At 69.9% G+C, this 21,556-nt stretch carries 19 protein-coding genes and 1 tRNA gene; 4 read left to right on the top strand and 16 right to left on the bottom strand.

The annotated features are described in order from the left end of the window. Positions 1-50: 50 nt before the first annotated feature. From ACIBVQ_RS14305 to eno, 12 genes are all read right to left on the bottom strand, one after another. Positions 51-278 (bottom strand): DUF4287 domain-containing protein, encoded by a 228-nt coding sequence (locus ACIBVQ_RS14305; RefSeq protein ID WP_352013939.1) that lies wholly within the window; start codon positions 276-278, stop codon positions 51-53. 406 nt (positions 279-684) lie between these two features. Then, positions 685-1,464: a Bax inhibitor-1/YccA family protein gene (locus ACIBVQ_RS14300; RefSeq protein ID WP_352013884.1), complete on the bottom strand. Its 780-nt coding sequence runs from the start codon at positions 1,462-1,464 to the stop codon at positions 685-687. Positions 1,465-1,874: 410 nt separating this feature from the next. Then, on the bottom strand, positions 1,875-2,831 hold the full coding sequence (locus ACIBVQ_RS14295; protein WP_399177784.1) for a hypothetical protein: 957 nt from the start codon (positions 2,829-2,831) through the stop codon (positions 1,875-1,877). Continuing rightward, positions 2,828-3,415, bottom strand: coding sequence for a helix-turn-helix transcriptional regulator (locus tag ACIBVQ_RS14290; RefSeq protein ID WP_399177783.1), 588 nt, complete (start codon positions 3,413-3,415; stop codon positions 2,828-2,830). Before ACIBVQ_RS14290 ends, ACIBVQ_RS14295 begins: the two co-directional genes overlap by 4 nt. 268 nt (positions 3,416-3,683) lie before the next feature. Next, positions 3,684-3,756, bottom strand: a tRNA-Leu gene (locus ACIBVQ_RS14285). A 204-nt stretch (positions 3,757-3,960) separates the two neighbouring features. Further along, on the bottom strand, positions 3,961-5,277 hold the full coding sequence (locus tag ACIBVQ_RS14280) for an NAD(P)/FAD-dependent oxidoreductase (protein WP_390038485.1): 1,317 nt from the start codon (positions 5,275-5,277) through the stop codon (positions 3,961-3,963). Positions 5,278-5,447: 170 nt separating this feature from the next. After that, a complete protein-coding gene (locus ACIBVQ_RS14275; RefSeq protein WP_352013888.1) occupies positions 5,448-6,245 on the bottom strand; it encodes a uracil-DNA glycosylase in 798 nt (265 codons plus the stop codon). A gap of 156 nt (positions 6,246-6,401) precedes the next feature. Next, positions 6,402-7,751, bottom strand: a complete 1,350-nt coding sequence (locus ACIBVQ_RS14270; protein WP_352013889.1) for a hypothetical protein — start codon at positions 7,749-7,751, stop codon at positions 6,402-6,404. A 201-nt stretch (positions 7,752-7,952) separates the two neighbouring features. Further along, positions 7,953-8,912: a Ppx/GppA phosphatase family protein gene (locus ACIBVQ_RS14265; protein WP_352013890.1), complete on the bottom strand. Its 960-nt coding sequence runs from the start codon at positions 8,910-8,912 to the stop codon at positions 7,953-7,955. Then, entirely contained in the window at positions 8,909-9,448 is a 540-nt protein-coding gene (locus ACIBVQ_RS14260; protein ID WP_352013891.1) for a DUF501 domain-containing protein, read from the bottom strand. The genes ACIBVQ_RS14265 and ACIBVQ_RS14260 overlap by 4 nt, the downstream gene beginning before the upstream one ends. Positions 9,449-9,488: 40 nt before the next feature. Continuing rightward, entirely contained in the window at positions 9,489-9,911 is a 423-nt protein-coding gene (locus tag ACIBVQ_RS14255; protein ID WP_352013892.1) for a septum formation initiator family protein, read from the bottom strand. A 112-nt stretch (positions 9,912-10,023) separates the two neighbouring features. Continuing rightward, positions 10,024-11,301 (bottom strand): phosphopyruvate hydratase, encoded by a 1,278-nt coding sequence (eno, locus tag ACIBVQ_RS14250; protein ID WP_352013893.1) that lies wholly within the window; start codon positions 11,299-11,301, stop codon positions 10,024-10,026. A gap of 112 nt (positions 11,302-11,413) precedes the next feature. Between eno and ACIBVQ_RS14245 the strand changes: the two genes are divergently transcribed. After that, the gene (locus ACIBVQ_RS14245) at positions 11,414-12,178 is read left to right on the top strand and encodes a methyltransferase domain-containing protein (RefSeq protein ID WP_399177779.1); all 765 of its coding nucleotides are present in this window, start codon (positions 11,414-11,416) and stop codon (positions 12,176-12,178) included. A gap of 6 nt (positions 12,179-12,184) precedes the next feature. Here the strand turns inward: ACIBVQ_RS14245 and ACIBVQ_RS14240 are convergent, their stop codons facing one another. Genes ACIBVQ_RS14240 through mfd form a run of 3 tightly spaced genes read right to left on the bottom strand, consistent with a single transcriptional unit; the run spans position 12,185 to position 17,351 of the window. Continuing rightward, on the bottom strand, positions 12,185-13,162 hold the full coding sequence (locus ACIBVQ_RS14240) for a MazG family protein (RefSeq protein ID WP_362776780.1): 978 nt from the start codon (positions 13,160-13,162) through the stop codon (positions 12,185-12,187). A gap of 10 nt (positions 13,163-13,172) precedes the next feature. Beyond that, positions 13,173-13,793, bottom strand: coding sequence for a SurA N-terminal domain-containing protein (locus ACIBVQ_RS14235; protein WP_352013896.1), 621 nt, complete (start codon positions 13,791-13,793; stop codon positions 13,173-13,175). A 27-nt stretch (positions 13,794-13,820) separates the two neighbouring features. Then, positions 13,821-17,351: a transcription-repair coupling factor gene (mfd, locus tag ACIBVQ_RS14230; protein ID WP_352013897.1), complete on the bottom strand. Its 3,531-nt coding sequence runs from the start codon at positions 17,349-17,351 to the stop codon at positions 13,821-13,823. A gap of 213 nt (positions 17,352-17,564) precedes the next feature. Here mfd and ACIBVQ_RS14225 point away from each other — a divergent pair, with 213 nt between their 5' ends. The 3 genes from ACIBVQ_RS14225 (at position 17,565) to ACIBVQ_RS14215 (ending at position 20,620) form a co-directional block, all read left to right on the top strand. Further along, the gene (locus tag ACIBVQ_RS14225; protein ID WP_352013898.1) at positions 17,565-18,293 is read left to right on the top strand and encodes a class I SAM-dependent methyltransferase; all 729 of its coding nucleotides are present in this window, start codon (positions 17,565-17,567) and stop codon (positions 18,291-18,293) included. 78 nt (positions 18,294-18,371) lie between these two features. After that, positions 18,372-19,601 (top strand): adenylyl-sulfate kinase, encoded by a 1,230-nt coding sequence (gene cysC, locus ACIBVQ_RS14220; protein WP_399177776.1) that lies wholly within the window; start codon positions 18,372-18,374, stop codon positions 19,599-19,601. Between the two features lie 113 nt (positions 19,602-19,714). Further along, positions 19,715-20,620 carry a sulfite exporter TauE/SafE family protein gene (locus tag ACIBVQ_RS14215; RefSeq protein WP_362776789.1) on the top strand — a complete coding sequence of 302 codons (906 nt, stop codon included), beginning with the start codon at positions 19,715-19,717 and terminating at the stop codon, positions 20,618-20,620. Here the strand turns inward: ACIBVQ_RS14215 and ACIBVQ_RS14210 are convergent. Then, positions 20,555-21,499: a glycoside hydrolase family 26 protein gene (locus ACIBVQ_RS14210; protein WP_399177774.1), complete on the bottom strand. Its 945-nt coding sequence runs from the start codon at positions 21,497-21,499 to the stop codon at positions 20,555-20,557. The two genes, ACIBVQ_RS14215 and ACIBVQ_RS14210, sit on opposite strands and share 66 nt — an antisense overlap. Between the last annotated feature and the right edge of the window lie 57 nt (positions 21,500-21,556).

Genomic DNA, 21,556 nt, shown 5'->3' with positions numbered 1-21,556 from the left:
GAAGCCCGCACCCCCCGATGGGAGGCGCGGGCTCACGGAAGACGGATAACTTACATACGACGGCTGTGGCGGCGACGTTCGTGCTCACGCACGATGGCGGCGGCGTAGCCGTGGGACAGCCCGTGCTCCTGGGCGAGCCAGTTGGCCCGCTCCTCGCAGCGCAGGAAGGACGGGCCGTTGTCGATGGCTTGGAACCACTCTGGGAGTGCGCGGCCGGTGATATCCGTGACTCTAGCGATCAGCTTGCTCTGCGTCTCCAGTGAGTGGCTCAACGACATGGGCACCTCCACGGATAGGCTCCTTTGCTTGACAGTGCCTCACGTGTCCCCAGATAGCAAGCCCTGCGGACCTGCCCATCCATCATTCTTCGTCGCCTTGTCGTCTCTTTGCGTCACCTTCGGTGACGCGGGCTGTGTCCCTTTGCGCCGCCTGGCGGCGTCGCGGGCTTGGGCGCGTCGGTGCTTTCCCTCGTCACTCCGTCGCTTCGCTCCTGCGTTCCTCAGTCCAAGCACCGACGCGCCCAAGCCGGACACTCCTCACGCTGAGGGCCGGTAAGGCACAGGCAAAGCCCTCACGCTTGGCGTCGGTGAAGTTCTCTCTCACGGCGTCGGGGGTAAGTGGGGGTGGAAAGCGAACACCCCGCGTCACCGGGGGTGGCGCGGGGTGTTCGTGGTGGTCGGGCAGCTAGTCATTACTGGTGAAGTAGCTGACGAAGCGGAGGATCTCCAGGTAGATCCAGACCAGGGTGACCGTCAGGCCGAAGGCCATCAGCCAGGAGTACTTCGCGGGGGCTCCGGCGCGGATGCCCTGCTCGACCGAGTCGAAGTCGAGGAGCAGGAAGAAGCAGCCGACCAGGATCGCCGCGATGCTGAAGACGTAGGACAGCGGGCCGCCGGAGCGGATGCCGATGCCGTCCTCGATGAAGAAGGTCGCCAGCCAGTTGACGAGCATGAGACCCATGAGGCTGATCAAGGCCGCCACGACGAACTTGGTGAACTTCGGCGTCACCCGGACGATGCGCAGCGTGTAGACCGCCAGCATGGCGCCGAAGGCCAGTGCCGTACCGACGACCGCCTGGAAGACGACACCGTTGTACAGGTCGTTGTAGGCGTGGCTGATCACACCGATGGCGACGCCGTAGGAGACCGCGTAGCCGAGGATCAGCACCGGGTTGGTGCTCTGCCTGAACGAGACGATCAACGCGAGCACCAGACCGGCGAGCACGCCGATGATCAGTGCGGGTCTTCCGAGGTTGAGCGCCCAGGCGAGCGCGGCGGAGACGACCAGCGTGCCCAAGGTGATGAAACCGCGCACGACCACGTCGTCGATGGTCATCCTCCGTTGCGCGGGCGGCGCGTAGGAGGGCGCGTCATACATTCCCCTGAGCTGCTCGGGGGTCGGGGTGCCCCAGGCCTGCTGGCTCCCGGGCGCCTGCCTGCTGAACACAGGATTCTTGCTTTCCATCGCTAGCCTCCACGCTGCGACCTACGCGATCGGCGTATAGATCGGTTGTCACACGGCCGTATCGTGTTGTTGTCCGTTTTAGGGTCAAGTGACCGTACGGCTACCGCCGAGGATTCCAACGAACGGCCGCAGCGCCGGGTTCCCGGCCCTACGGAGGCATCATGGCCCGCCCGCCGGGTCCACGCCAGGCCCCCTCCCCCGCCGGGAGGCCCGGGAAGGGGCCGGTGGGTCAATGGAAACGACCGGAGCGAGGGCGGGAAACGCTTCCCGGAATCGGCCGGTCGCTTCCGGAAACCGGCCGCCCGTGGATTTGTCGCGTTGTTTTCCCCACCCGGTGTCTCCGGTAAGGAAAACGACACGGTCACAGCGGGGAAAACAACCGTGCACCGTCGAAAGCGTGTTCCGCTCCATCAACCGAAGCGCTCGACGAGTCGCCGATAAGTGTCGAACGCGGGTTTAGGCCGGTAGTCGTCACCGAGAAGGCCGAACCGGTGGAACAGACCGGGTTTCGCACTGTCGGCATCCCGCAGGGCGAAATGGGTGTAGCCGCCGATGTTGAGCCGAGTGCGGTGGTCCGCGATCACCGTGACGATCGTCTCCAGGACCTCGGCCTGTCGCTGTGGACTCCGGGCAGGACCGGTCGGCCAGCCGTTCTCGGTGATCCACAGGGGGACCGACTCGTCGATGCCCGCCGGGGTGAGGCACCGGTCGCGGTGGTGGCCGAGCAGTCCCGCGACGGCCTCCGCCAGGCCGTCCGCCGGGGCGGGCTGGAAGACGTCGGGGAAGAAGTCGAGGCCGACGTAGTCGACGGCCTCGACGAAGCGCCGTCCGCCGTCGGCGGTGAGCGCGGCGACGAAGCCCTCGGCGGGGCCGAAAAGGGGCGTGGTGTTGAACCCGACCCTGAGGTGGTCCAGGCCCAGCAGGCGCGCCTCCTCCTTGGCCGCGACGACGCCCTCGACGAGGGCTTCGAGCACCCGGGGGTGGCCTCCGTCGTACAGTGGCAGGTTCGGCTCCTCCGTCACCTGGAGGGTCGCGACACGCGTCCCGTGACGGCGGACGAGGTCGCGAACGAAGGCGACGTAGCCCGCGACGTCGCCGCTGTGGGAGCGGTACTGCGCGACCAGGTCGAGTGCGCGCCCGTCGGTGGCGTACCGTTCGACGCGCTCGGGGGCCTGCGGGTAGACGTCTCCGGGATCGGCGAAGCTGACGTAGCCGCGGACCAGGAAGGGCCCGCCGTCAGGCCGCAGGCGGGTGAGCGCCTCGGTGATCCGTCTCGGGTCGTCCGGAGGCCCCTGGAGCACGCCGCCGTTCTCGTCGCCGGCCGCTCCGCCGGGGTAGATCCCGAAGAGAAGGCCGTCCGATGTCATGTGAGGTCCTTTCGGTCGTCGGGCCAGGTCAGGCTTCCTGTGCGGATCTCCTCCGCGGTGCCGGTGACCCAGTCGAGTTCGCCACGGGTCATGTGCAGGGCGTATTCGGCCTCGATGACGAACAGGCGGGGCACCTGTCCCGAGGCCAGCGCGTCGTCGAGGGCCCGCCGGTCCTCGGCCATGGCGGCGCGCAGCCGTTCGGCCCGCTCCAGCAGCGCCGCCCACGCGCGCTCGGGGCCGAGGGCGCCGAGGTAGGCGACGGCGGTGAGGAAGAGGGGATATTCGCGCCGGGGAACGCGGATCTGCTCGTCGAGCCGACGTACGAAGGCGTCCCTGCCCGCCTCGGTGATCGCGTAGACCGTGCGAGCCGGTCTGTTGCCCTCCTGGACCCTGGCCTTCTCGACGATCCACCCCTCCCCCTCAAGGGCCGTGACCACGTCGTAGAGCGAGCCCCGGTTGATCCGGACGCTGGCGTCCTTGCCGCGTTCCCGCAGCACGACGACCATCTCGTAGGGGTGCATGGGCCTTTCGAGCAGCAGCCCCAGCACTCCCAGGGCCAGAGGGTTGTCCACACTTCGAGCCATAGTCGCCTCCTGATATCAGGAACCGACTATATGAGACGCCGTACGGCACCGCAACGGCGCCCGAAAACGCCCTGAACAGATCACGACATCCGGCCGATCTGGAAGACCGGGATTTCCGCGCCATAATTTGGCCGACAGGACCACATACGATCGGCGCGCAAACGACGGGACAACACGAAACGCCCCGACTCGGGGTTTTCCCACACAACAGAGCGGCCCGTGACCGATTTTTCCTGGTCACGGGCCGAACTTCGCGGATCACTACGAGTGCCCCCGGAGGGACTCGAACCCTCACTCGAACCCTTTTAAGGGGTTTGCCTCTGCCATTGGGCTACGGGGACGCCGTAATCATACGTAACTGACCACTCATCAGAGGAGCACAACTTTGTATCAGGCGTCACACAAACCATGCCACAGCGTTCCGATCTCCGAGACCGCCCCCAGTCCCGGCCGTACGGCGTGAACGCGCGAGCCCCCTCCCGGAACGGACCGGGAAGGGGCTCGCGACGGACGGCGGCCACCTTCGGGTGACCGCCGGGTGGCCGTCAGGTCCTGGCCGCGCTGCGGAACTCCTCACGGGGCGCCTCGATCTCGCCGAGCGAGACGGTCTCCCGCTTGAAGAACAGCGCGAGGGTCCAGTCCATCGTCACGCGGACCTTGCGGTTGACGGTCGGCACCCGCGACAGGTGGTAGGTGCGGTGCATGAACCAGGCGAGCAGCCCACGGAGCTTGATCCCGTAGACGTTGGCGACACCCTTGTGCAGGCCGAGCCCGGCGACCGAGCCGACGTACTTGTGGCGGTAGTCGACCAGCGGCTGGCCGTGCAGGTGCCGGGTGATGTTGTCGGCCAGCACCTTGGCCTGCCGTACGGCGTGCTGGGCGTTGGGCGCGCAGTACTGACCGGGGCTGGTCACGTCGGGCACACCGGCCACGTCGCCCGCCGAGAAGGCGTCCTCGACGCCGGCCACGGTCAGCCGGGTGGTGGTCTTGATCCGGCCGCGCTCGTCCAGGGGCAGGTCCCCGGCGTTGACGACGGGGCTGGGCTTTACCCCCGCGGTCCAGACGATGGTGGCCGCCTCGAACTCCTCACCGTCGGAGAGCTTCACCAGGCCGCCCTCGCAGGAGTCGAGGCGGGTGTTCATCTTGACCTCGATGCCGCGCTCACGCAGCTGCTCGGCGGTCCACTTGCCCATCTCGGGGCCGACCTCGGGCAGGATGCGATCCGTCGCCTCGACGAGGACCCAGCGCATGTCCTTGCGGGAGACGTTGCGGTAGTAGCGGACGGCGTCGACGGCCATGTCCTCAAGCTCGGCCAGCGCCTCGACGCCCGCGAAGCCGCCGCCGACCACGACGAACGTCAGCGCCCTGCGGCGCAGCGCCTCGTCCTCGTCGGTCTCGGCGCGGTCGAGGAGTTCGAGCACCCGGTTGCGCAGCGCGATGGCCTCACCGACCGTCTTGAAGCCGATCGCGGCGTCGGCCAGACCCGGGATGGGCAGCGTGCGCGAGACCGATCCCGCCGCCATGACGAGGATGTCGTAGCCGATGTCGTGCGGGGTGCCGACGTTCGGCTCGAAGGCCACGGTCTTGGCCGCGTGGTTGACCTTGGTGACCTTGCCGTTGAGGATCGTCGCCTTCGACAGCACCCGCCGCAGCGGGACGACGACGTGCCGGGGCGAGAGGTTTCCCGCCGCCGCCTCGGGAAGGAACGGCTGGTAGGTCATGTGGGATTCGGGGGTGAGAACGGTGATCCGGACGCTACCGTCGCGCAGTTCCTTACGAAGGGTGTGCTGCAGACGCAGCACGGTGTAGAGCCCGACGTAACCTCCGCCGACGACCACGATGTGCTTGGCGGTACGGTTCACTTCGACGCCATCCTTAGGTCGATGCCTTGTGAAAGCTTTCACAAGCATACGTCTCCCTCGAAAACCAGACCAGGCACCCCCTGTGTAACTTTCGCCATAGTTTCCAGAACGGCGATAAAATACGGACATTTCAGAGCGAAGTTTTGACGATCTTCTCTTTGTGATCGAGTTCACAAGCTCCGTAACACGTTTGCCCTGGTCAGAAGGGTGTCGAGCATCTCGGCCGTCACCCGGCCGGTGAACGTGTTCTGCTGGCTCGGGTGGTAGCACCCGAGAAGACGGGCCGTTTTCCCGCCACGGGAGATCTCGACCTCGGCGCCGTGTCCGAAGGGCGGCCTGCGGGAGGGCAGGACGTACCCGGCCTCCCGTAGCGCGGGCCAGATCGCCTGCCAGGCGAATCCCCCGAGCACGACGATCACCCGGACGCTGTCGGCGACCAGTTCGATCTCCCTGGCCAGCCAGGGGAAGCAGGCCGTACGCTCGGCCGGCTCCGGCTTGTTGCCCGGCGGGGCGCAGCGCACCGAGGCCAGCATCCGGGCGCCGACGAGCCGCTGCCCGTCCCCGGCGCGCGTGCTGGTCTCCTGTACGGCGAGCCCCGTCCGGTACAGCGAGGCGAACAGCCAGTCCCCGCTGCGGTCACCGGTGAAGATCCTCCCGGTGCGGTTGCCGCCGTGCGCCGCGGGGGCGAGCCCCACGATGAGGACCTCCGGCCTGTCCTCCCCCCACCCGGCGATGGGCCTGCCCCAGTAGGTCTCCTCCGCGAAGGCCCGCCGTTTGACCGTCGCCACCTCCTCCCGCCAGGCGACCAGGCGTGGGCAGGCCCGGCAGACGGACTGCCTGGCGGTCAGTTCACCGAGCGTACGGCTCGCCGCCGCCAGCCGTACGACCTGGGCGGGGTCGTGGGCGACGGGAGTGTCCGGCAGGGCGGGGTCTTCGGGCCAGCCGGACCCTGGAGGAACGAATGTCATGTCCTCGATCGTGCCAGGAGGAAACACGCCCTTAACCTCGGGCACGCGAAAGCGGCGCCCGCCTGAGGCGAGCGCCGCTCTCTCAACTCGTTTCCGCCCCCGCGTCAGACGTGGGGCGGGCCGTCACGGAGCCAGGAGGGTTCCCCCGGCACGCGCTCAGGCCTGGCAGACCGCGTTGAAGTTCACCGACTGCGAGCCGGCCCCGTCGATCGCCAGCTTCGCGCTGCCGCCGTGGGTGCCGTTCGTCGCCTTGGTGAAGGTCACGGTCTTGGTGCCGGCCTCGGTGAAGACCAGCGGGCCGGACTCGACGGTCACGCCGTCAACGGTCCAGCGGTAGGTGAGCGTGGTCGCGCCACTGGCGTAGATCTGGCCGGAGCCGGACAGGGAGGCCGCGGGGCAGGCGCCCGCGGTCTGCGTGGCCGAGACGCTCTCGCCCACGACCCAGACCTTCACCTCGGGAGCGGGGGCCTGGCAGGTGACCTTGCCCTCGACGGTGCCGGTGGTCGAACCACGGTAGAGCTCGATCGCCCGCTTGCTCGTCCCGGAGGCCGAGGCGCCCCAGGAGTCGGTCACGGTGCGGGACTGGTAGCCGTGGCCACCGAAGTAGACGTCCTGCCAGGAACCGGCGACGCCGTCACGGATCCAGCGGTACTTGACGCTGCCACGACCCTCGGAGACCGAGATCGTGCCGGTGAAGTTACGGGTGACCGGGCAGGTGCCGGTGTAGGAGTCGGGAGCGCTGACGGACGCGGTCACCTTCGGCGACTCGTCCTTGCACCAGACCCTGAAGCCGACGCGGTTGGAGGAGTTCTGAACCGGGTCCACGATCTCCAGAACGGCCCAGCCGCTGAGGCTGTGACGCGGCCTGATCACGTGGAACACCTTGGTCGAGCTGCTGACGCGGACGACGTCACGGTCGACGACGTCACCGTTGACGACCCAGCGGTACCGCACCCAGGTGGGGCTGGAGGCGGTGATGCGGCCGACCAGCGTGGCCTGGCAGTTGCCCTCGTTGACCCACGCGCGGGCACCGACGCCGACCTGGATGACTTCCTTGCCGCCGCCCTCGTCGCCACCACCACAGGAAACCCGGAAGCTTCCCTTCTTGGAGGTCGCGCCCCTGGGGGCCAAGACCTGCAGGGCCTGCCAGCCCTTGACGTCACCCTTGAACTTCGAGGTCTCCTTGACGGTGACCGACTTGTTGCCCTTGCCCTTCAGAACAAGGGTCTTGACCTTGCTCTTGGAGCCGTCGCCGCGCAGCCAGCGGTAGGCGACGGTGGTCCGGGAGGCAACGGCCTTCACCTTGACGGTCGAGGAGAAGGTCACGTTGACGGGGCAGTCACCCTTGTAGTTCGAGGGGGACGCCTTGGGGGTGCCGACCGAGACCGCGGGCCTCGGCTTGGCGACGGCCGTGGCGGCCGTCTGGGTGGATGCGCTCGCAGCGGCCGCGGGCGAGGCCATCAGGGCCGTCGCCATCGTCGCCAGCATGGCCGTGCCGGCGCTCACCGCGGCTAGCCTGCGTGCTAGTCCGGACTTCATGAGGGGTTGCTCCGTTTCGTTAGGAAGCGAATGCGCTCCGGAGACGGTTGCCGCCCCGACACCAGCTGTGCCGGGCCCCACGGCAAAGCCTCGCTAAAGCCCCTTTACCTAATCATGAACGGAACGATCTCTCAATACCCCATCAACAAGTCAAATGTCTAGATCTCATTAAAGTTTAGATGTCAGCCATGCGATTCCATCGAGGATGTCACGTTCGCTGACAACGACTTCGTCGAATCCGTACCGCTGCAGGACGCGGTCGAGAATGAGGGCGCCCGCGCCGATGACGTCCACCCGGCCGGGATGCATGACCCCTATGGCCGCGCGCTCCTCGTGGGTCATCCCCAGCAGCCGGCGGGAAATCTCATGCGCCCGATTTGCCGGAATTCGCGAGTGGTGAATTTTATCCGGGTCATATTCCGGCAGGTCAAGCGCTATTCCCGCGACGGTCGTCACCGAGCCCGCGAGACCCACCAGCGTCAGCGCCCGCTCTACCGGAACCTTCTCCGCGACCCGGTCGAGCGCGTCGTCGATGTCGGAGGTGATGGCCTCGACCACCTCGGGGGACGGCGGCGCCGTCGAGCCCCGCAGGTGCCGCTCGGTCAGCCTGACGCAGCCGATGTCCACCGAGATCGCCTCCTCGGCGTGCGTCGAACCGAGCACGAACTCGGTCGAGCCACCGCCGATGTCGAACACGAGGTAGGGCGGCCTGGTTCCCTCCGGGGTCGGCAGGCCGGTCTCCGGCGAGAGCCGTACCAGGTCGCGGGTGGCCCCGGTGAAGGACAGCTCGGCCTCCTCGGCTCCGGTGATCACCTCGGGCTCGACGCCGAAGATCTCCCTGACACCGTCGACGAAGTCCTGGCGGTTGGCGGCGTCCCTGGTCGCGCTGGTGGCGACGACCCGCACCGCCGAGGCGCCGTGCCGTTCGATGAGCCCGGCGTAACCGCGCATCGCGGCGAAGGTGCGTTCGAGCGCCTCCGGGGCCAGCCTGCCGGTCCTGTCGACGCCCTGTCCCAGCCTGACGATCTCCATCTGACGCTCGACGTCGGTCAGGACGCCCCCGTCGATGTCGGCGATGAGCAGGCGGACGGAGTTGGTGCCACAGTCGATCGCGGCGACACGGGTCACATGGTCTCCTCGTTGGTTGTCGTGTCTGAAGACTGGGTTTCCCCGGCGCAGCAGGGGCCGTCCGCCCACCACTCGCCGAGCGCGTCCAGCGCCTCGCGGCCGAACGGGTTGGTCCCCGGCGCCGCCAGTTCGTGCCCGACCAGGGCGTGCAGGCACTTGACCCTGACCGGCATGCCCCCGGTGCTCTGCATGTCCCTGGGCAGCGGCTCGATGCCCAGCTCGGCCGCGGCCTTGTCGCGGCGCGCGACGTAGTCGTCGTGCGCGGCCTGGTAGGCCCGGGCCAGCTCGGGGTCCTCGGCCAGCCTGGCCTGCATGTCCCGCATCATCCCCGAGGTTTCGAGCCTGCCGATGGCCGAGGCCGCCCTGGGGCAGGTCAGGTAGAACAGCGTCGGGAACGGCGAGCCGTCGGGCAGCCTGGGAGCCGTCTCGACCACGTCCGGCAGCCCGCACGGACAGCGGTGCGCGACCGCCCGCAGACCCCGTGGGGTCCGGCCGAGCTGCCGCTCCACAGCCGCGACGTCGCGGTCGTCAACCATCTGTGACACCCCCTGAAAGACGACATCCAGGGTATCGGGGTCATCCGCCGGTCCCGGCCACCTTCGCACCGGTTCCCGAGTCCGCCGCCTCGACCGACTCCCAGAGCGTCTGGTACCACGGCGACGTCACGGCCTTCTTCCCCCCGGCCGGGATGCTTCCGCCCTGCCCCTGGCTCTGGCCCTGCCGCTCCCGCATGACGACGTAGCACTTGCGGCCCGGGTCGCAGTAGAAGAGCCGCTCCCTGCCCTGCCGCTTGATGTAGCCGGGGTCGAAGTGCTGGCGGTAGCGGTCCTCCTGCTCCTTGATCTCGGCCAGTTCCCTGGCCCGTTGCTGTTCGAGCTGGGCGATGTAGCGCCGCTGCGCGACGTACTCCCTGATCGGGTAGGCGAGGCTCATGGCGATCGCGCACACCACGATCGCGAGGACCGCGGCCCGTCCCGTCAACTGCGGCCGTCTCGCCACCCGCGCCTCCCCGTCCCCGCTCGCTTCGCCCGCCTCGCCGTACGGCCGGGCCCTGAGCGCCCGCCGTATGGCTCGCGCCCGAGCAAATCGGGCGCAAGCCATACAGGCGAAACTACCGCTGGAAGCGCGGGAAAGCGGCGCGACCCGCGTAGCGGGCGGCGTCGTCGAGCAGTTCCTCGATGCGCAGCAGCTGGTTGTACTTGGCCACGCGGTCGGAGCGGGCCGGGGCGCCGGTCTTGATCTGACCGCAGTTGGTGGCCACCGCGAGGTCGGCGATCGTGGTGTCCTCGGTCTCGCCGGAACGGTGGCTCATCATGCAGCGGTAGCCGCTGCGGTGCGCCAGGTCGACCGCCTCGAAGGTCTCGGTCAGGGTGCCGATCTGGTTGACCTTGACCAGCAGGGCGTTGGCGGTGCCCTCGGCGATGCCCCGGCCGAGCCGCTCGGGGTTGGTCACGAACAGGTCGTCACCGACGATCTGGATCTTGTCGCCGAGTGCCTTGGTGATGGCCTTCCAGCCCTCCCAGTCCTCCTCGTTCAGCGGGTCCTCGATGGAGACCAGCGGGTAGTTGGCGACCAGGTCCTCGTAGAAGGCCACCAGTTCGGCGGAGGAGAGGCCCTTGCCGTCGATGGTGTAGACGCCGTCGGAGTGGAACTCCGAGGCCGCGACGTCGAGCGCGAGGGCGACGTCCTCACCGGGCACGTAACCCGCCCGCTCGATGGCGACCAGGATCAGGTCGAGCGCGTCACGGTTGGAGGGCAGGTTGGGCGCGAAACCGCCCTCGTCGCCGAGCCCGGTGGCGTAGCCCTTCTCCTTGAGCACGGCCTTGAGCGCCTGGTAGACCTCGGTGCCCATTCGCACGGCCTCACGGAACGACTCGGCTCCGATCGGCGCGATCATGAACTCCTGGATGTCGACGTTGGTGTCGGCGTGCGCGCCACCGTTGAGGATGTTCATCATCGGCACGGGCAGCACGTGCGCGTTCGGGCCACCGAGGTAACGGAACAACGGCAGCTCCGCGCTCTCGGCCGCCGCCTTCGCCACGGCGAGGGAGACGCCGAGGATCGCGTTCGCGCCGAGACGGCTCTTGTTCGGCGTGCCGTCGAGGTCGATCATCACCTGGTCGATGCTGCGCTGCTCGGCCGCGTCGAACCCGAGGATCTCGTCGGCGATCTCGTCGGTCACCCCGAGCACGGCCTTCTCGACGCCCTTGCCGCCGTAGCGGTTGTCGCCGTCACGCAGCTCGACGGCCTCGAACTGACCGGTCGAGGCACCACTCGGCACCGCTGCGCGCCCCTCGCTGCCGTCGTCGAGCAGGATGTCGACCTCAACCGTCGGGTTGCCCCTGGAGTCAAGGATCTCGCGGGCGGTGACACCCTCGATGGAAGCCACGAAGCGCTCCTAAAGTCGCAGGACAGATTGCCGCAGAAGCCTATCGAGGCCTACCTCCCAGTACGGTGGGCGGCTTCCCCCTTCGAATTCCGGATGTGCTCAAATCAGAACCATGAGCCAAGCCACGGCACTCGACCGGGTCCGTGAACTGCTGGACCCCACCCTGCTCGGCCTGGCGGGACGGGACGCCACGGCCGGCGGCTACCTGGACCTGCTCGGCGCGGAGCCCGCCGGATCGCCCGTCCAGTGGCTGATGCGTTCGGGATTCCTGCCGGGGATCTACGAGCGGGTCTGGCGCCCGGCGGTCCTCGGGGCGATGAAGGGCCCCTTCGGGCCGGGCACCCGCCAGGAGCTGGCACTGGTCGGCAGGATGCTCGAACTCGGCCCCGGCGACCGGGTGCTCGACGTCGCCTGCGGGCCGGGCAACGTGACCCGGGCGCTGGCGGACGGCGTCGGCCCCGCGGGCCTGGCCGTCGGCCTGGACGCCTCGGCGTCGATGCTCGCCCGCGCGGTGCGCGACACCCGGGCGCGTGGCCTCGGCAACGTCGGCTACGTCCGGGGTGACGCCGCCGGCCTGCCGTTCCTGCCCGGCTGCTTCGACGCGGTCTCCTGCCTGGCGGCGCTCTACCTGTTCGAACGCCCCTTCGAGGCTCTCGCCGGGATGGCCAGGGTCCTCAGGCCGGGCGGCAGGATCGCCGTCATGACGACCAGGCGGGTGCCGTACGGCGGGCCGCTCAACGCCCTCGTCGGCGTGGCCTCGGGGGTGCGCCTGTTCGGGGACGAGGAGGTGGTCGAGGCCCTGAACAGGCTCGGCTTCTCCGGCCTGCGCCACCGCGCCTACGGCCTCGTCCAGTTCGTCAACGGCCGTCTGGTCTGACCCGGTTCAGGCCTCCCCGGTCTCCCCCGCCTCCCAGGCCCGGACCCGGTCGCGGTAGCGGCGGGCGGTGGCGCGCAGTTCGGCCTCGGGGTCGAGACCGGCCTCGTGCGCCCGCCGTACGAGGGCGAACAGGCGCGCTCCCAGGTCGTCTCCGGCGGCCTCGGGATCGACGAGCAGGCCGTCCGGTGCGCCGACCCGCCCCGCGCGCCGGATGAGCTGCGCCGCCAGGGAGAGAGCGGGCTGGCCCATCGGGACCCCGTCGAGGACGGACCCGGCGTCGCCGTCGTTCTTGGCCGCGCGCTCGGCGGCCTTGATGGCCTCCCAGTTGTCGCCGACCTGTTCGGCGCCGGTGACCTTGACGTCCGCGAACACGTGCGGGTGGCGGCGGACGAGCTTGGCGACGATCCCGTCGGCCACGTCGTCGATGTCGAACCCGCCCTCCCCCGCGGAGCGCTCACGGGCGAGCCTTGCGTGGAAGGCCACCTGGAGGAGCAGGTCGCCGAGTTCCTCACGCAGCGCGGCGTGGTCGCCCTCCTCGATGGTCTCCAGCACCTCGTAGGCCTCCTCAAGGAGGTACGGCGCCAGCGACTCGTGGGTCTGTTTGGCGTCCCACGGGCAGTTCGTCCTGAGACGGTCCATCACCTCGACCAGGTCGAGCAGCCGCCCGCCCGGCAGGTCGTACGACCCCGGCACCACCTCGATCACCGGCGGGTCGTCGAGGGCGAGCGCCGCGTGCCCGACCGCGCGCATCAACGCCTCGTCGGCCCCGAGCCAGACCACGGTCCCGTCACGGGCCTCGCGCACCAGGGCCGCCGGATCGGGCTCGACGACCTCGACGGTGACGCCGGCCTCCTCCAGATGGGGCAGGTGCGGATGTCCGGCGGAGCCGGTGCGCACCGGCCCCTCCCTCAGGACCTGCCACGCGTGGTGGCTGAGCAGCCCGGGGGCGACCCTGGGCGAGGTGGTGACGACGATCAGGGGCATGCCCCCGAGACTACTGGGCCCGTGCGGCGGGAGGGATCGCGCCGAAACGGCCCGCGTCCACGAACAGCTGCGGAGACTGCTCGCTGCGGTTGTCGTTCAGCACGCCGTAACGCGGGCTCCAGGTGACCTTGACGGCCTGCAGGTCCTTGATCGCCTGGGCCTGGCCCCGCTGGAGCGCCTCCTGGTCGGCGCCGCCGCCGTACTTGGCCATGAGCTTGGTGAGCATCAGACCGGCCTTGGTGAACTCGCGCGAGTGCGACGGCGCGACGGCCTGCTGGAGCATCCGCTGCTCGTGCTGGGCCTCGCCACCGGAGGCGGCGACCACCTGGTCGATCTCGGCCTCGGTGACCGTGATGCCCTGCCGCTCGGCCGCCTTGGTGTACTGCTTGGCGGTGGCCAGCTGGAACAGCACCACCTGCGGGACGCTGCCGGGGAACTGCAGGTCAGCGGGGGAGACGTTGGCCTTGGCGAGGGCCTCCTCGTACTCCTTGACGCTGCTGTCCAGCTCGCCGGTGCTGATCCGCTCACCGCCGACGATGGCGGCGGTGCCTGCCTGCCCCGGAGAGCAGGCGGTCAGCGCGGCTCCTGCGGCGGCGACCGCCAGGATGACGCGCAGTCGAGTCGACTTCACTTGCGATCCCTTCACGACAGACGCCGTTTACTTTACCGGCTGGTTCTCAAGGAACATCGCCTGGACCAGGTCACCGCACCACCTGAGCAGGTCCAGGTCGCGCAGCGGCTGGCCGCCGAGCGGCCTGGTCTTCGGCACGGGTACGAGCAACGTACCGGCCGCCTGCTTCAGCAGTGCCTTCGGGTACAGCCTCTGCAGCCTGACCTGCTGGGAGTCCCTCAGGTCCACGGGGGCGAAGCGGATGTTCTGCCCCTGGAGGGTGACGTCGGTCAGCCCCGCCGTACGGGCCCGGATCCTGAAGCGGGCGACCTCAAGGAGGTTCTCGACCGGCTGGGGCGGCCTGCCGTACCGGTCGAGGAGCTCGTCACGGACCGCGGCGACCTGCTCGTCGGACTCGACGGCGGCGATGCGCTTGTAGGCCTCCAGGCGCAGCCGCTCGGAGGTCACGTAGTCGTGCGGGATGTGCGCGTCGATCGGCAGCTCGACCTTGACGTCGGCGCGTTCCTGGGTGACGGGGGCGCCGGACAGCTTGGCCTTCTGCTCCTGGACGGCCTCGGCCATCATCCGCACGTACAGGTCGAAGCCGACTCCCGCGATGAACCCGGACTGCTCGGCGCCGAGGATGTTGCCCGCGCCCCGGATCTCCAGGTCCTTCATCGCCACGTACATGCCCGCGCCCATCTCGGTGTGCTGGGAGATGGTGGCCAGGCGCTCGTGGGCGGTCTCGGTGAGCGGCTTCTCCGGCGGGTACAGGAAGTAGGCGTAGCCGCGCTCACGGCCACGCCCGACCCGGCCGCGCAGCTGGTGGAGCTGGGACAGGCCGTAGTTGTCGGCCCGGTCGACGATCAGCGTGTTGGCGTTGGGCACGTCCAGGCCCGACTCGACGATCGTGGTCGAGACGAGCACGTCGAACTCGCGTTCCCAGAAGCCCACCATGATCCGTTCGAGCTGGTGCTCCTGCATCTGGCCGTGCGCGACGGCGATCCTGGCCTCGGGAACCAGTTCGTGCAGCATGGCCGCGACCTTGTTGATGCTGGAGACCCGGTTGTGCACGAAGAACACCTGGCCGTCGCGCATCAGCTCGCGCCGGATGGCGGCGGCGATCTGCTTGTCGTCGTACGGCCCGACGAAGGTGAGGATCGGGTGCCGCTCCTCCGGCGGGGTGAGGATCGTCGACATCTCCCGGATGCCGGTGAGGCCCATCTCCAGTGTGCGCGGGATCGGCGTCGCGGACATGGCCAGCACGTCGACCTGGGTCCGCAGATGCTTCATGGCCTCCTTGTGCTCGACGCCGAAGCGCTGCTCCTCGTCGATGATGATCAGGCCGAGCTCCTTGAACCTGATCTCCGGGGAGAAGAGCCTGTGGGTGCCGATCACCACGTCGACGGAGCCCTCGCGCAGTCCCTCCATCGTCGCCTTGGCCTCGGCGTCCGTCTGGAAGCGCGAGAGCGGCCTGACGTTCAGCGGGAATCCGGAGAAACGCTCGGTGAAGGTCGACAGGTGCTGCTGGACCAGCAACGTCGTGGGCACGAGCACCGCGACCTGCTTGCCGTCCTGGACGGCCTTGAACGCCGCCCGCACCGCGATCTCGGTCTTGCCGTAGCCGACGTCGCCGCAGATCAGCCTGTCCATCGGGACGGCCCGCTCCATGTCGCGCTTGACCTCGTCGATGGCCTCCAGCTGGTCACCGGTCTCGGCGTAGGGGAAGGCGTCCTCCATCTCCCGCTGCCAGGGGGTGTCGGTCCCGAAGGCGTGCCCGGGTGAGGCCATCCTGGCGGAGTAGAGGCGGATCAGCTCCCCGGCGATCTCCTTGACCGCCTTCTTGGCCTTGGTCTTCGCCTTGGCCCAGTCGGCGCCGCCCATCCGGTTGAGCGTGGGGGCCTCTCCGCCGACGTAGCGGGTGACCTCGTCGAGCTGGTCGGTCGGCACGTAGAGGCGGTCGCCCTTGGCGTACTCGATCACGAGATACTCGCGGGTCGCGCCCTGCACGGTCCGCTGCGCCATCTCGACGTAGCGTCCGACGCCGTGCTGCTCGTGCACCACGTGGTCGCCGACCTTGAGCTGGAGCGGATCGACCATGTTGCGCCGCTTGGAGGGCAGCCTGCGCATGTCCTTGGTCGAGGCCTTCTGCCCCACCAGGTCCAGATGCGTCAGTACGGCCAGCCCCGGCGCGACGAAACCGTGCTCGACCAGGCCGGTCGTGACGTGCACGACCTTGGGGTCGGGGGCCGTGTCGAGCCCGGCCTCAAGACGGGCGGGCAGGTCCACGCCCTTGAGCAGCTCAACCATGCGCTCGGCGGGGCCGTGGCCCTCGCTGAGCAGCACGACGGCCCTGTCCTCCTCAAGCCAGCCCTTGATGTCGCCGAGTGCCCGCTGGGTGTCGCCCCGGTAGCTCTCCGCCTCCTTGGCGGGCAGGAGCAGCCCGTCGCCCAGGTCGTCGCCGCCGAACGGCGCGATCGACCACCAGGGCTGGCCCAGCTCCCGCGCGTGGTCGCGGACCTCCTCAAGGCTGCGGAAGGCCGCCGCCCCGAGGTCGATGGGCGCCTCGCCGCCCGAGGCGGCGTTGATCCACGACGCCTCAAGGAACTCCTGGCTGGTGCGCACCAGTTCCTCCGCCCGTCCCCTGATGCGCTCGGGGTCGCAGACGAACACCGCGGCGCGCGCGGGCAGGTGGTCGACCAGCAGGTCCATCTCCCCGGCGAGCACGGGCGCGAACGCCTCCATGCCCTCGACGGCGACCCCCTCGGCCAGCTGCCCGAGGATCTCGGTCAGCGCCGGGTGCTCCTCGGCCAGCAGCCGTGCCCGCTCCCTGACCTCCTCGGTCAGCAGCAGTTCCCGGCAGGGGGCCGCGAACAGGCCGCCCTCGGCCACCTCAAGGGAGCGCTGGTCGGCGACCTTGAACCAGCGGATCTCCTCGACGGTGTCTCCCCAGAACTCAAGGCGCAGCGGGTGCTCCTCGGTGGGCGGGAAGACGTCGAGCAACCCGCCCCTGACCGCGACCTCGCCGCGCTTCTCCACCATGTCGACCCGGCTGTAGCCGTTCTCGACGAGCTGGGCGACGACGGCGTCGAGGTCGGCGTCCTGACCGGCGCGCAGCCGTACCGGGCGCAGGTCGCCCAGGCCCCGCACGATCGGCTGGAGCACGGCCCTGACCGGGGCGACGATCACCCGCAGCGGCCCGGCGGCGGCGTCGCCCGCGACGGGGTGCGCCAGCCTGCGCAGTACGGCCAGCCGCTGCCCGACCGTGTCGCTGCGCGGTGAGAGGCGCTCGTGCGGCAGGGTCTCCCAGGCGGGGAAGACCGCGACCGAGTCACCGTCGATGAGGCTGGTCAGCGCCGCGGCGAGGTCCTCGGCCTCGCGGCCGGTCGCGGTCACCGCGAGAACGGTCCGCGCGCCGTCCTCGGCCCCGTCCCTGGACAGCGCGGCCACGGTGAACGGCCGCAGCGCGGGCGGCGCGATCAGCGAGACGTCGGAGAGGTCGCCCCCGCGCACGTCACGGAGGACGGAGGCCAGCTTCGGCTCTCCAGCGACAAGGTCAAGTAGTCCGGAAAGGCTCATCAGATTCGCCCACAGCCCCACGACGGCAACACGGCAGGCCCCGGGCCGGGTCCGGCACGGGGCTCTCCCAGGCTACCGGTGTTCGTCGGCGGTGTTCCGGCCCGCCGCCCGCCCGGCGGGCACGTGGGGCCCTTGGGGCGGGGACCGCAATCGTCACCGTCGGGCGATGGCCAATGCGCGACTATCGGTGCGCAATTGACTACTGTCGGTTGCATGTCTGAGGTACGGTCGGTCGTCTCGCGGGACGACATATTCAGCAGGCGGATTCGCGAGCAGGCGGCGGGGCAGCCCGGCAGACGGCTGGACATCCTGGTCGCCGGGTGCGGATGGCCGGAGCCGCTCGACCTCGAAGGGGTCCAGGCGCGGGTCACCGGGATCGACGAGGACCTGCCCGCGCTGCGGGTGAGCGCGGGGGCCCGCAAGGACCTCGACGCGCTGGCGCTGGGAGATCTGCGCTCGGTGCCCGTGCCGCCCCGCGCGTTCGACGTCCTGCACGTACCGTTCCTGCTCGAACGGATCGAGCACCCGGAGCTGGTGCTCGACCGGCTGCTCGCCGGGTTGCGCCCGGGCGGCCTGGTGCTGCTGCGGATGCGTGACCGCGCCTCGGCCTACGGCACGTGCGAACGGCTGCTGCCCAACGTGCTACGGCGGCTGCTGTGGCCGAAGCTGGCCCCCGAGGGCGCGGTCGGCCCGCTGCGCCCCTTCTACGGCGAGATCACCTCGCGCGAGGGAATGCACTCCTACTGCCTGACACGCGGCCTGATGGTGACCGACGACGTGTCGGCCACGAGCGGCCCGGCGCTGAGCGGGCCGAAGCACGCCCTGGTCAAGCTCGTCTGCTCCATGGTCGAGACCGTCTCCCGGGGGCGGCGGCCCGCCTCGCACGACGAGATCACCATGGTCGTCCGCAAGCCGCAGAACCACTTCGCCCGGTTGATATGAGCCGGAGGGGTTGGTGTGGGACAACTGGAGTAGGTAAGGTGATGAAATCCGACTAAGTTGATCGGGATTGTGGAGCAGATGACGGCCCCTTTCGAGTGGACCCCCGACGCCCATGAGCTGGCCGACCTGGAGCTGCTGCTCTCCGGTGCCTTCCAGCCTCTGACGGGCTTCATGAGCTCGGCCGACGCGCACTCCGTCGACGGGCACGGCGTCCTGACGGACGGCACGAGCTGGCCCGCGCCGGTCACGTTCGCGCTGCCCGACGACCATCCGGCCGTCCCCGGCGACCGGGTCACGCTGCGCGACCCCGAGGGTGCCGCGCTGGCCGTGCTCACCGTCACCGACCGTCACGACGGCCTCGTCGCCGGTCCGGTCGAGGCGCTCGACGCCCCGGAGCACGGCCCCTTCGCCAGGTTGCGCCTCACCCCGGCGGAGATCCGCAAGGAGCTGGGTGAGCGGCCCGCGCTCGCGGTCACCATGCGCGGCCCGCTGGACGACCTCGGCGAGATCGAGGCGACCGCGCGGGAGCTGGGCGCCGTGGTGCTGCTGCTGCCGCTGGCATTCGGTGAGGGCGGCCCCGCGGTGGTCCGCGCGGCGCTGAAGGCGCGTGAGAGGCTCGGCGAGGACGCCCTCCTGGCCGTGGTGCCCCTGGCTCGCAGAGACGACCCCAGCATCGATCTGGAGCTGCGTGAGCGTGTCGCGGAGGCCTACGGCGCCACCGAGCACCTGGCGGGCCCCGAGCCGGTGACGCTGCCCGGCCCGCCGCACCGGCGCGGCCTGGTGGTCTTCTTCACCGGCCTGTCCGGCTCAGGGAAGTCCACCGTGGCCAGGGGCCTGCGGGACGCGCTGCTCGAACGCGGCGGCCGTACGGTCACTTATCTGGACGGGGACGTGGTCAGGCGGCTGCTGTCCGCGGGGCTGACCTTCTCCAAGCAGGACCGCGACCTGAACATCCGCAGGATCGGGTTCGTCGCCGCGGAGGCGGCCAGGCACGGCGGGCTGGCGATCTGCGCGCCCATCGCGCCCTACGCCGCGACCCGCGAGGAGGTCAGGGAGATGGTCGAGGCGGTCGGCGCCGACTTCCTGCTGGTCCACGTGGCCACTCCGCTCGAAGAGTGCGAGCGCCGTGACCGCAAGGGGCTCTACGCCAAGGCGCGCGCGGGTCTCATCCCCGAGTTCACCGGGATCTCCGACCCCTACGAGGAGCCCGACGACGCCGACCTGGTCGTCGACACCACCTCGATCAGCGTGGACCAGGCGGTACGGCAGGTGCTCGACCCGTTGATCCGGGGAGGGTGGGTCCGTTGACCCCGGGGCCCGGGGCGCCGGGCCCCCGCAACGGGCGGCCCCGCGCCGCCGCCACACAGTGACCCTGAACGACCCAGAGTGACCGAGAGTGACCGAGAAATGGTGAGCGACCGATGGCCATCGACATCCCCCTGGCAGCCGGCTCCTTCATCGTCGCGATCATCGTCGGGCTGACCGGCATGGGCGGCGGCGCGTTGATGACGCCGATGATGTTGCTGTTCTTCAACGTCCCTCCTCTGGCCGCCGTCTCCAGCGACCTGGTCGCCTCCGCCGTCATGAAGCCGGTCGGCGGGGTCGTCCACATGCGGCGCGGGACGGTGAACCTGCGCCTGGTCGGCTGGCTGTGCGCGGGCTCGGTGCCCGCGGCCTTCTGCGGGGTCTTCGCCGCCAGGGCCTTCGGGGACGGCGAGCAGGTCCAGGAGGTGGTCAAGTACGCCCTGGGCGTCGCCCTGCTGCTGGCGGTCGTCGGGCTGGTCACCAAGGCCTGGATGTCACGTGACGACCAGGGGAAGGCCTCGGCGGAGCTGTCGTCCATCGTCGTGCGCCCTATTCCGACCTTACTGGTCGGTACGGTCGGAGGCTTGGTCGTCGGCATCTCGTCGGTCGGCTCGGGTTCGCTGATCATCGTGGCGCTGCTCGCGCTGTATCCGGCGCTGAAGGCCAACCAGCTCGTCGGCACCGACCTGGTCCAGGCCGTGCCGCTGGTCGCCTCGGCCGCCCTCGGCCACCTGCTGTTCGGCGACTTCCAGCTGTCCATCACCACCTCCCTGCTGGTCGGCTCGATCCCCGGTGTCTACATCGGCGCCAGGATCTCCGCCTGGGCGCCGGGCGGCGTCATCCGCGCGCTGCTCGCGGTCGTGCTGCTCGCCTCGGCGCTGAAGCTCCTGGGCGTCGGCAACACGGCCCTGCTGTGGAGCGTCGGCGGGATGTCCGTCGTCGGCGCCGTGGCCTGGTCACTTCTGCGGAACCGCGGGGGCGCGCAGGTCGGGGTCGTGCGCGAGGCCGGAAAAGGCCTGTAGGGCCCCCGGGGTGGTGTCGAAGCGGGTGTCCCCCCTCGGGGCGTGCGGCGAGTCGAAGTAGACCAGCGCCTTGATCCGGGGATAGTCGCGCACCTGCCGCCGTGCCCCGGCGAAGAACCTCTCCTTGAAGGCGGGGTCGCCCGGCCGCTCGAACACGCCCCACTCGGCGAGCATGACGGGCTTGCCCGGCAGGTGCGCGTTCATCCACCGGTAGGCCCCCGGCCAGCGGGCGAACCCCTCGCGGGTCCTGTCGACCAGGTCGCCGAAGTTCCGCACCCGCTCGTCGGCGTAGGGGTCCATCGCCACCCAGTCGACCACGTCGTCGCCGGGGTAGAGCCGGTCGAACCAGGGGCTCGCCCCCCAGTTGGGCGCGCCCATGTAGGTCATGACCGTGACCGCGTTGCGCACGCCGTCCCCCCGCAGGCGCAGCACCACGTGCCGGAACATCGCGGCGTAGTCCTCGGCGGTCATGCCCGAGCCCGGGCGCTGCCGTACGTCGTTCTCCGGCTCGTGATGGACGGTGAGGAAGAACCTCTCGGGGAAGCTCCCGGTGATGTGCGCGGCCAGCCGGTCGATGCGGGAGTCGATCGCGCCCTCGGCGACCTGCGCCCAGGTGTGGTCGAGGGACGGCTTCCAGTTGACCAGCAGGATTCTGCGGCCCTTCGGGTCACGGGCGATCCGGCGCTCCTGAGGGGTCGGGAACAGCTCGGTGCCCCGGTGGTAGATGTGCACGATGTCGGCGCGGCGGCCCATGCGCCGTTCGGCGCGGGCGATCGCCCGCTGCGGGGGCCTGCCGGTGAAGATCTCCGGCGCGATCCCCCACCAGACGCCGCAGGCGGGGACGAGCTTGGCGTCGACCGCGCAGGCGGACGGCCTCACGTCGGCCCGTGCAGGAGTGCTCCGCGGCCGGTCGCGGGAGGCGCCCTCGGAAGGAGC

Origin of the sequence: Streptosporangium sp. NPDC049376, from assembly GCF_044466505.1 — a bacterium.
Classification (GTDB): domain Bacteria; phylum Actinomycetota; class Actinomycetes; order Streptosporangiales; family Streptosporangiaceae; genus Streptosporangium.
This window is presented reverse-complemented; position numbering and strand designations above follow the sequence as displayed.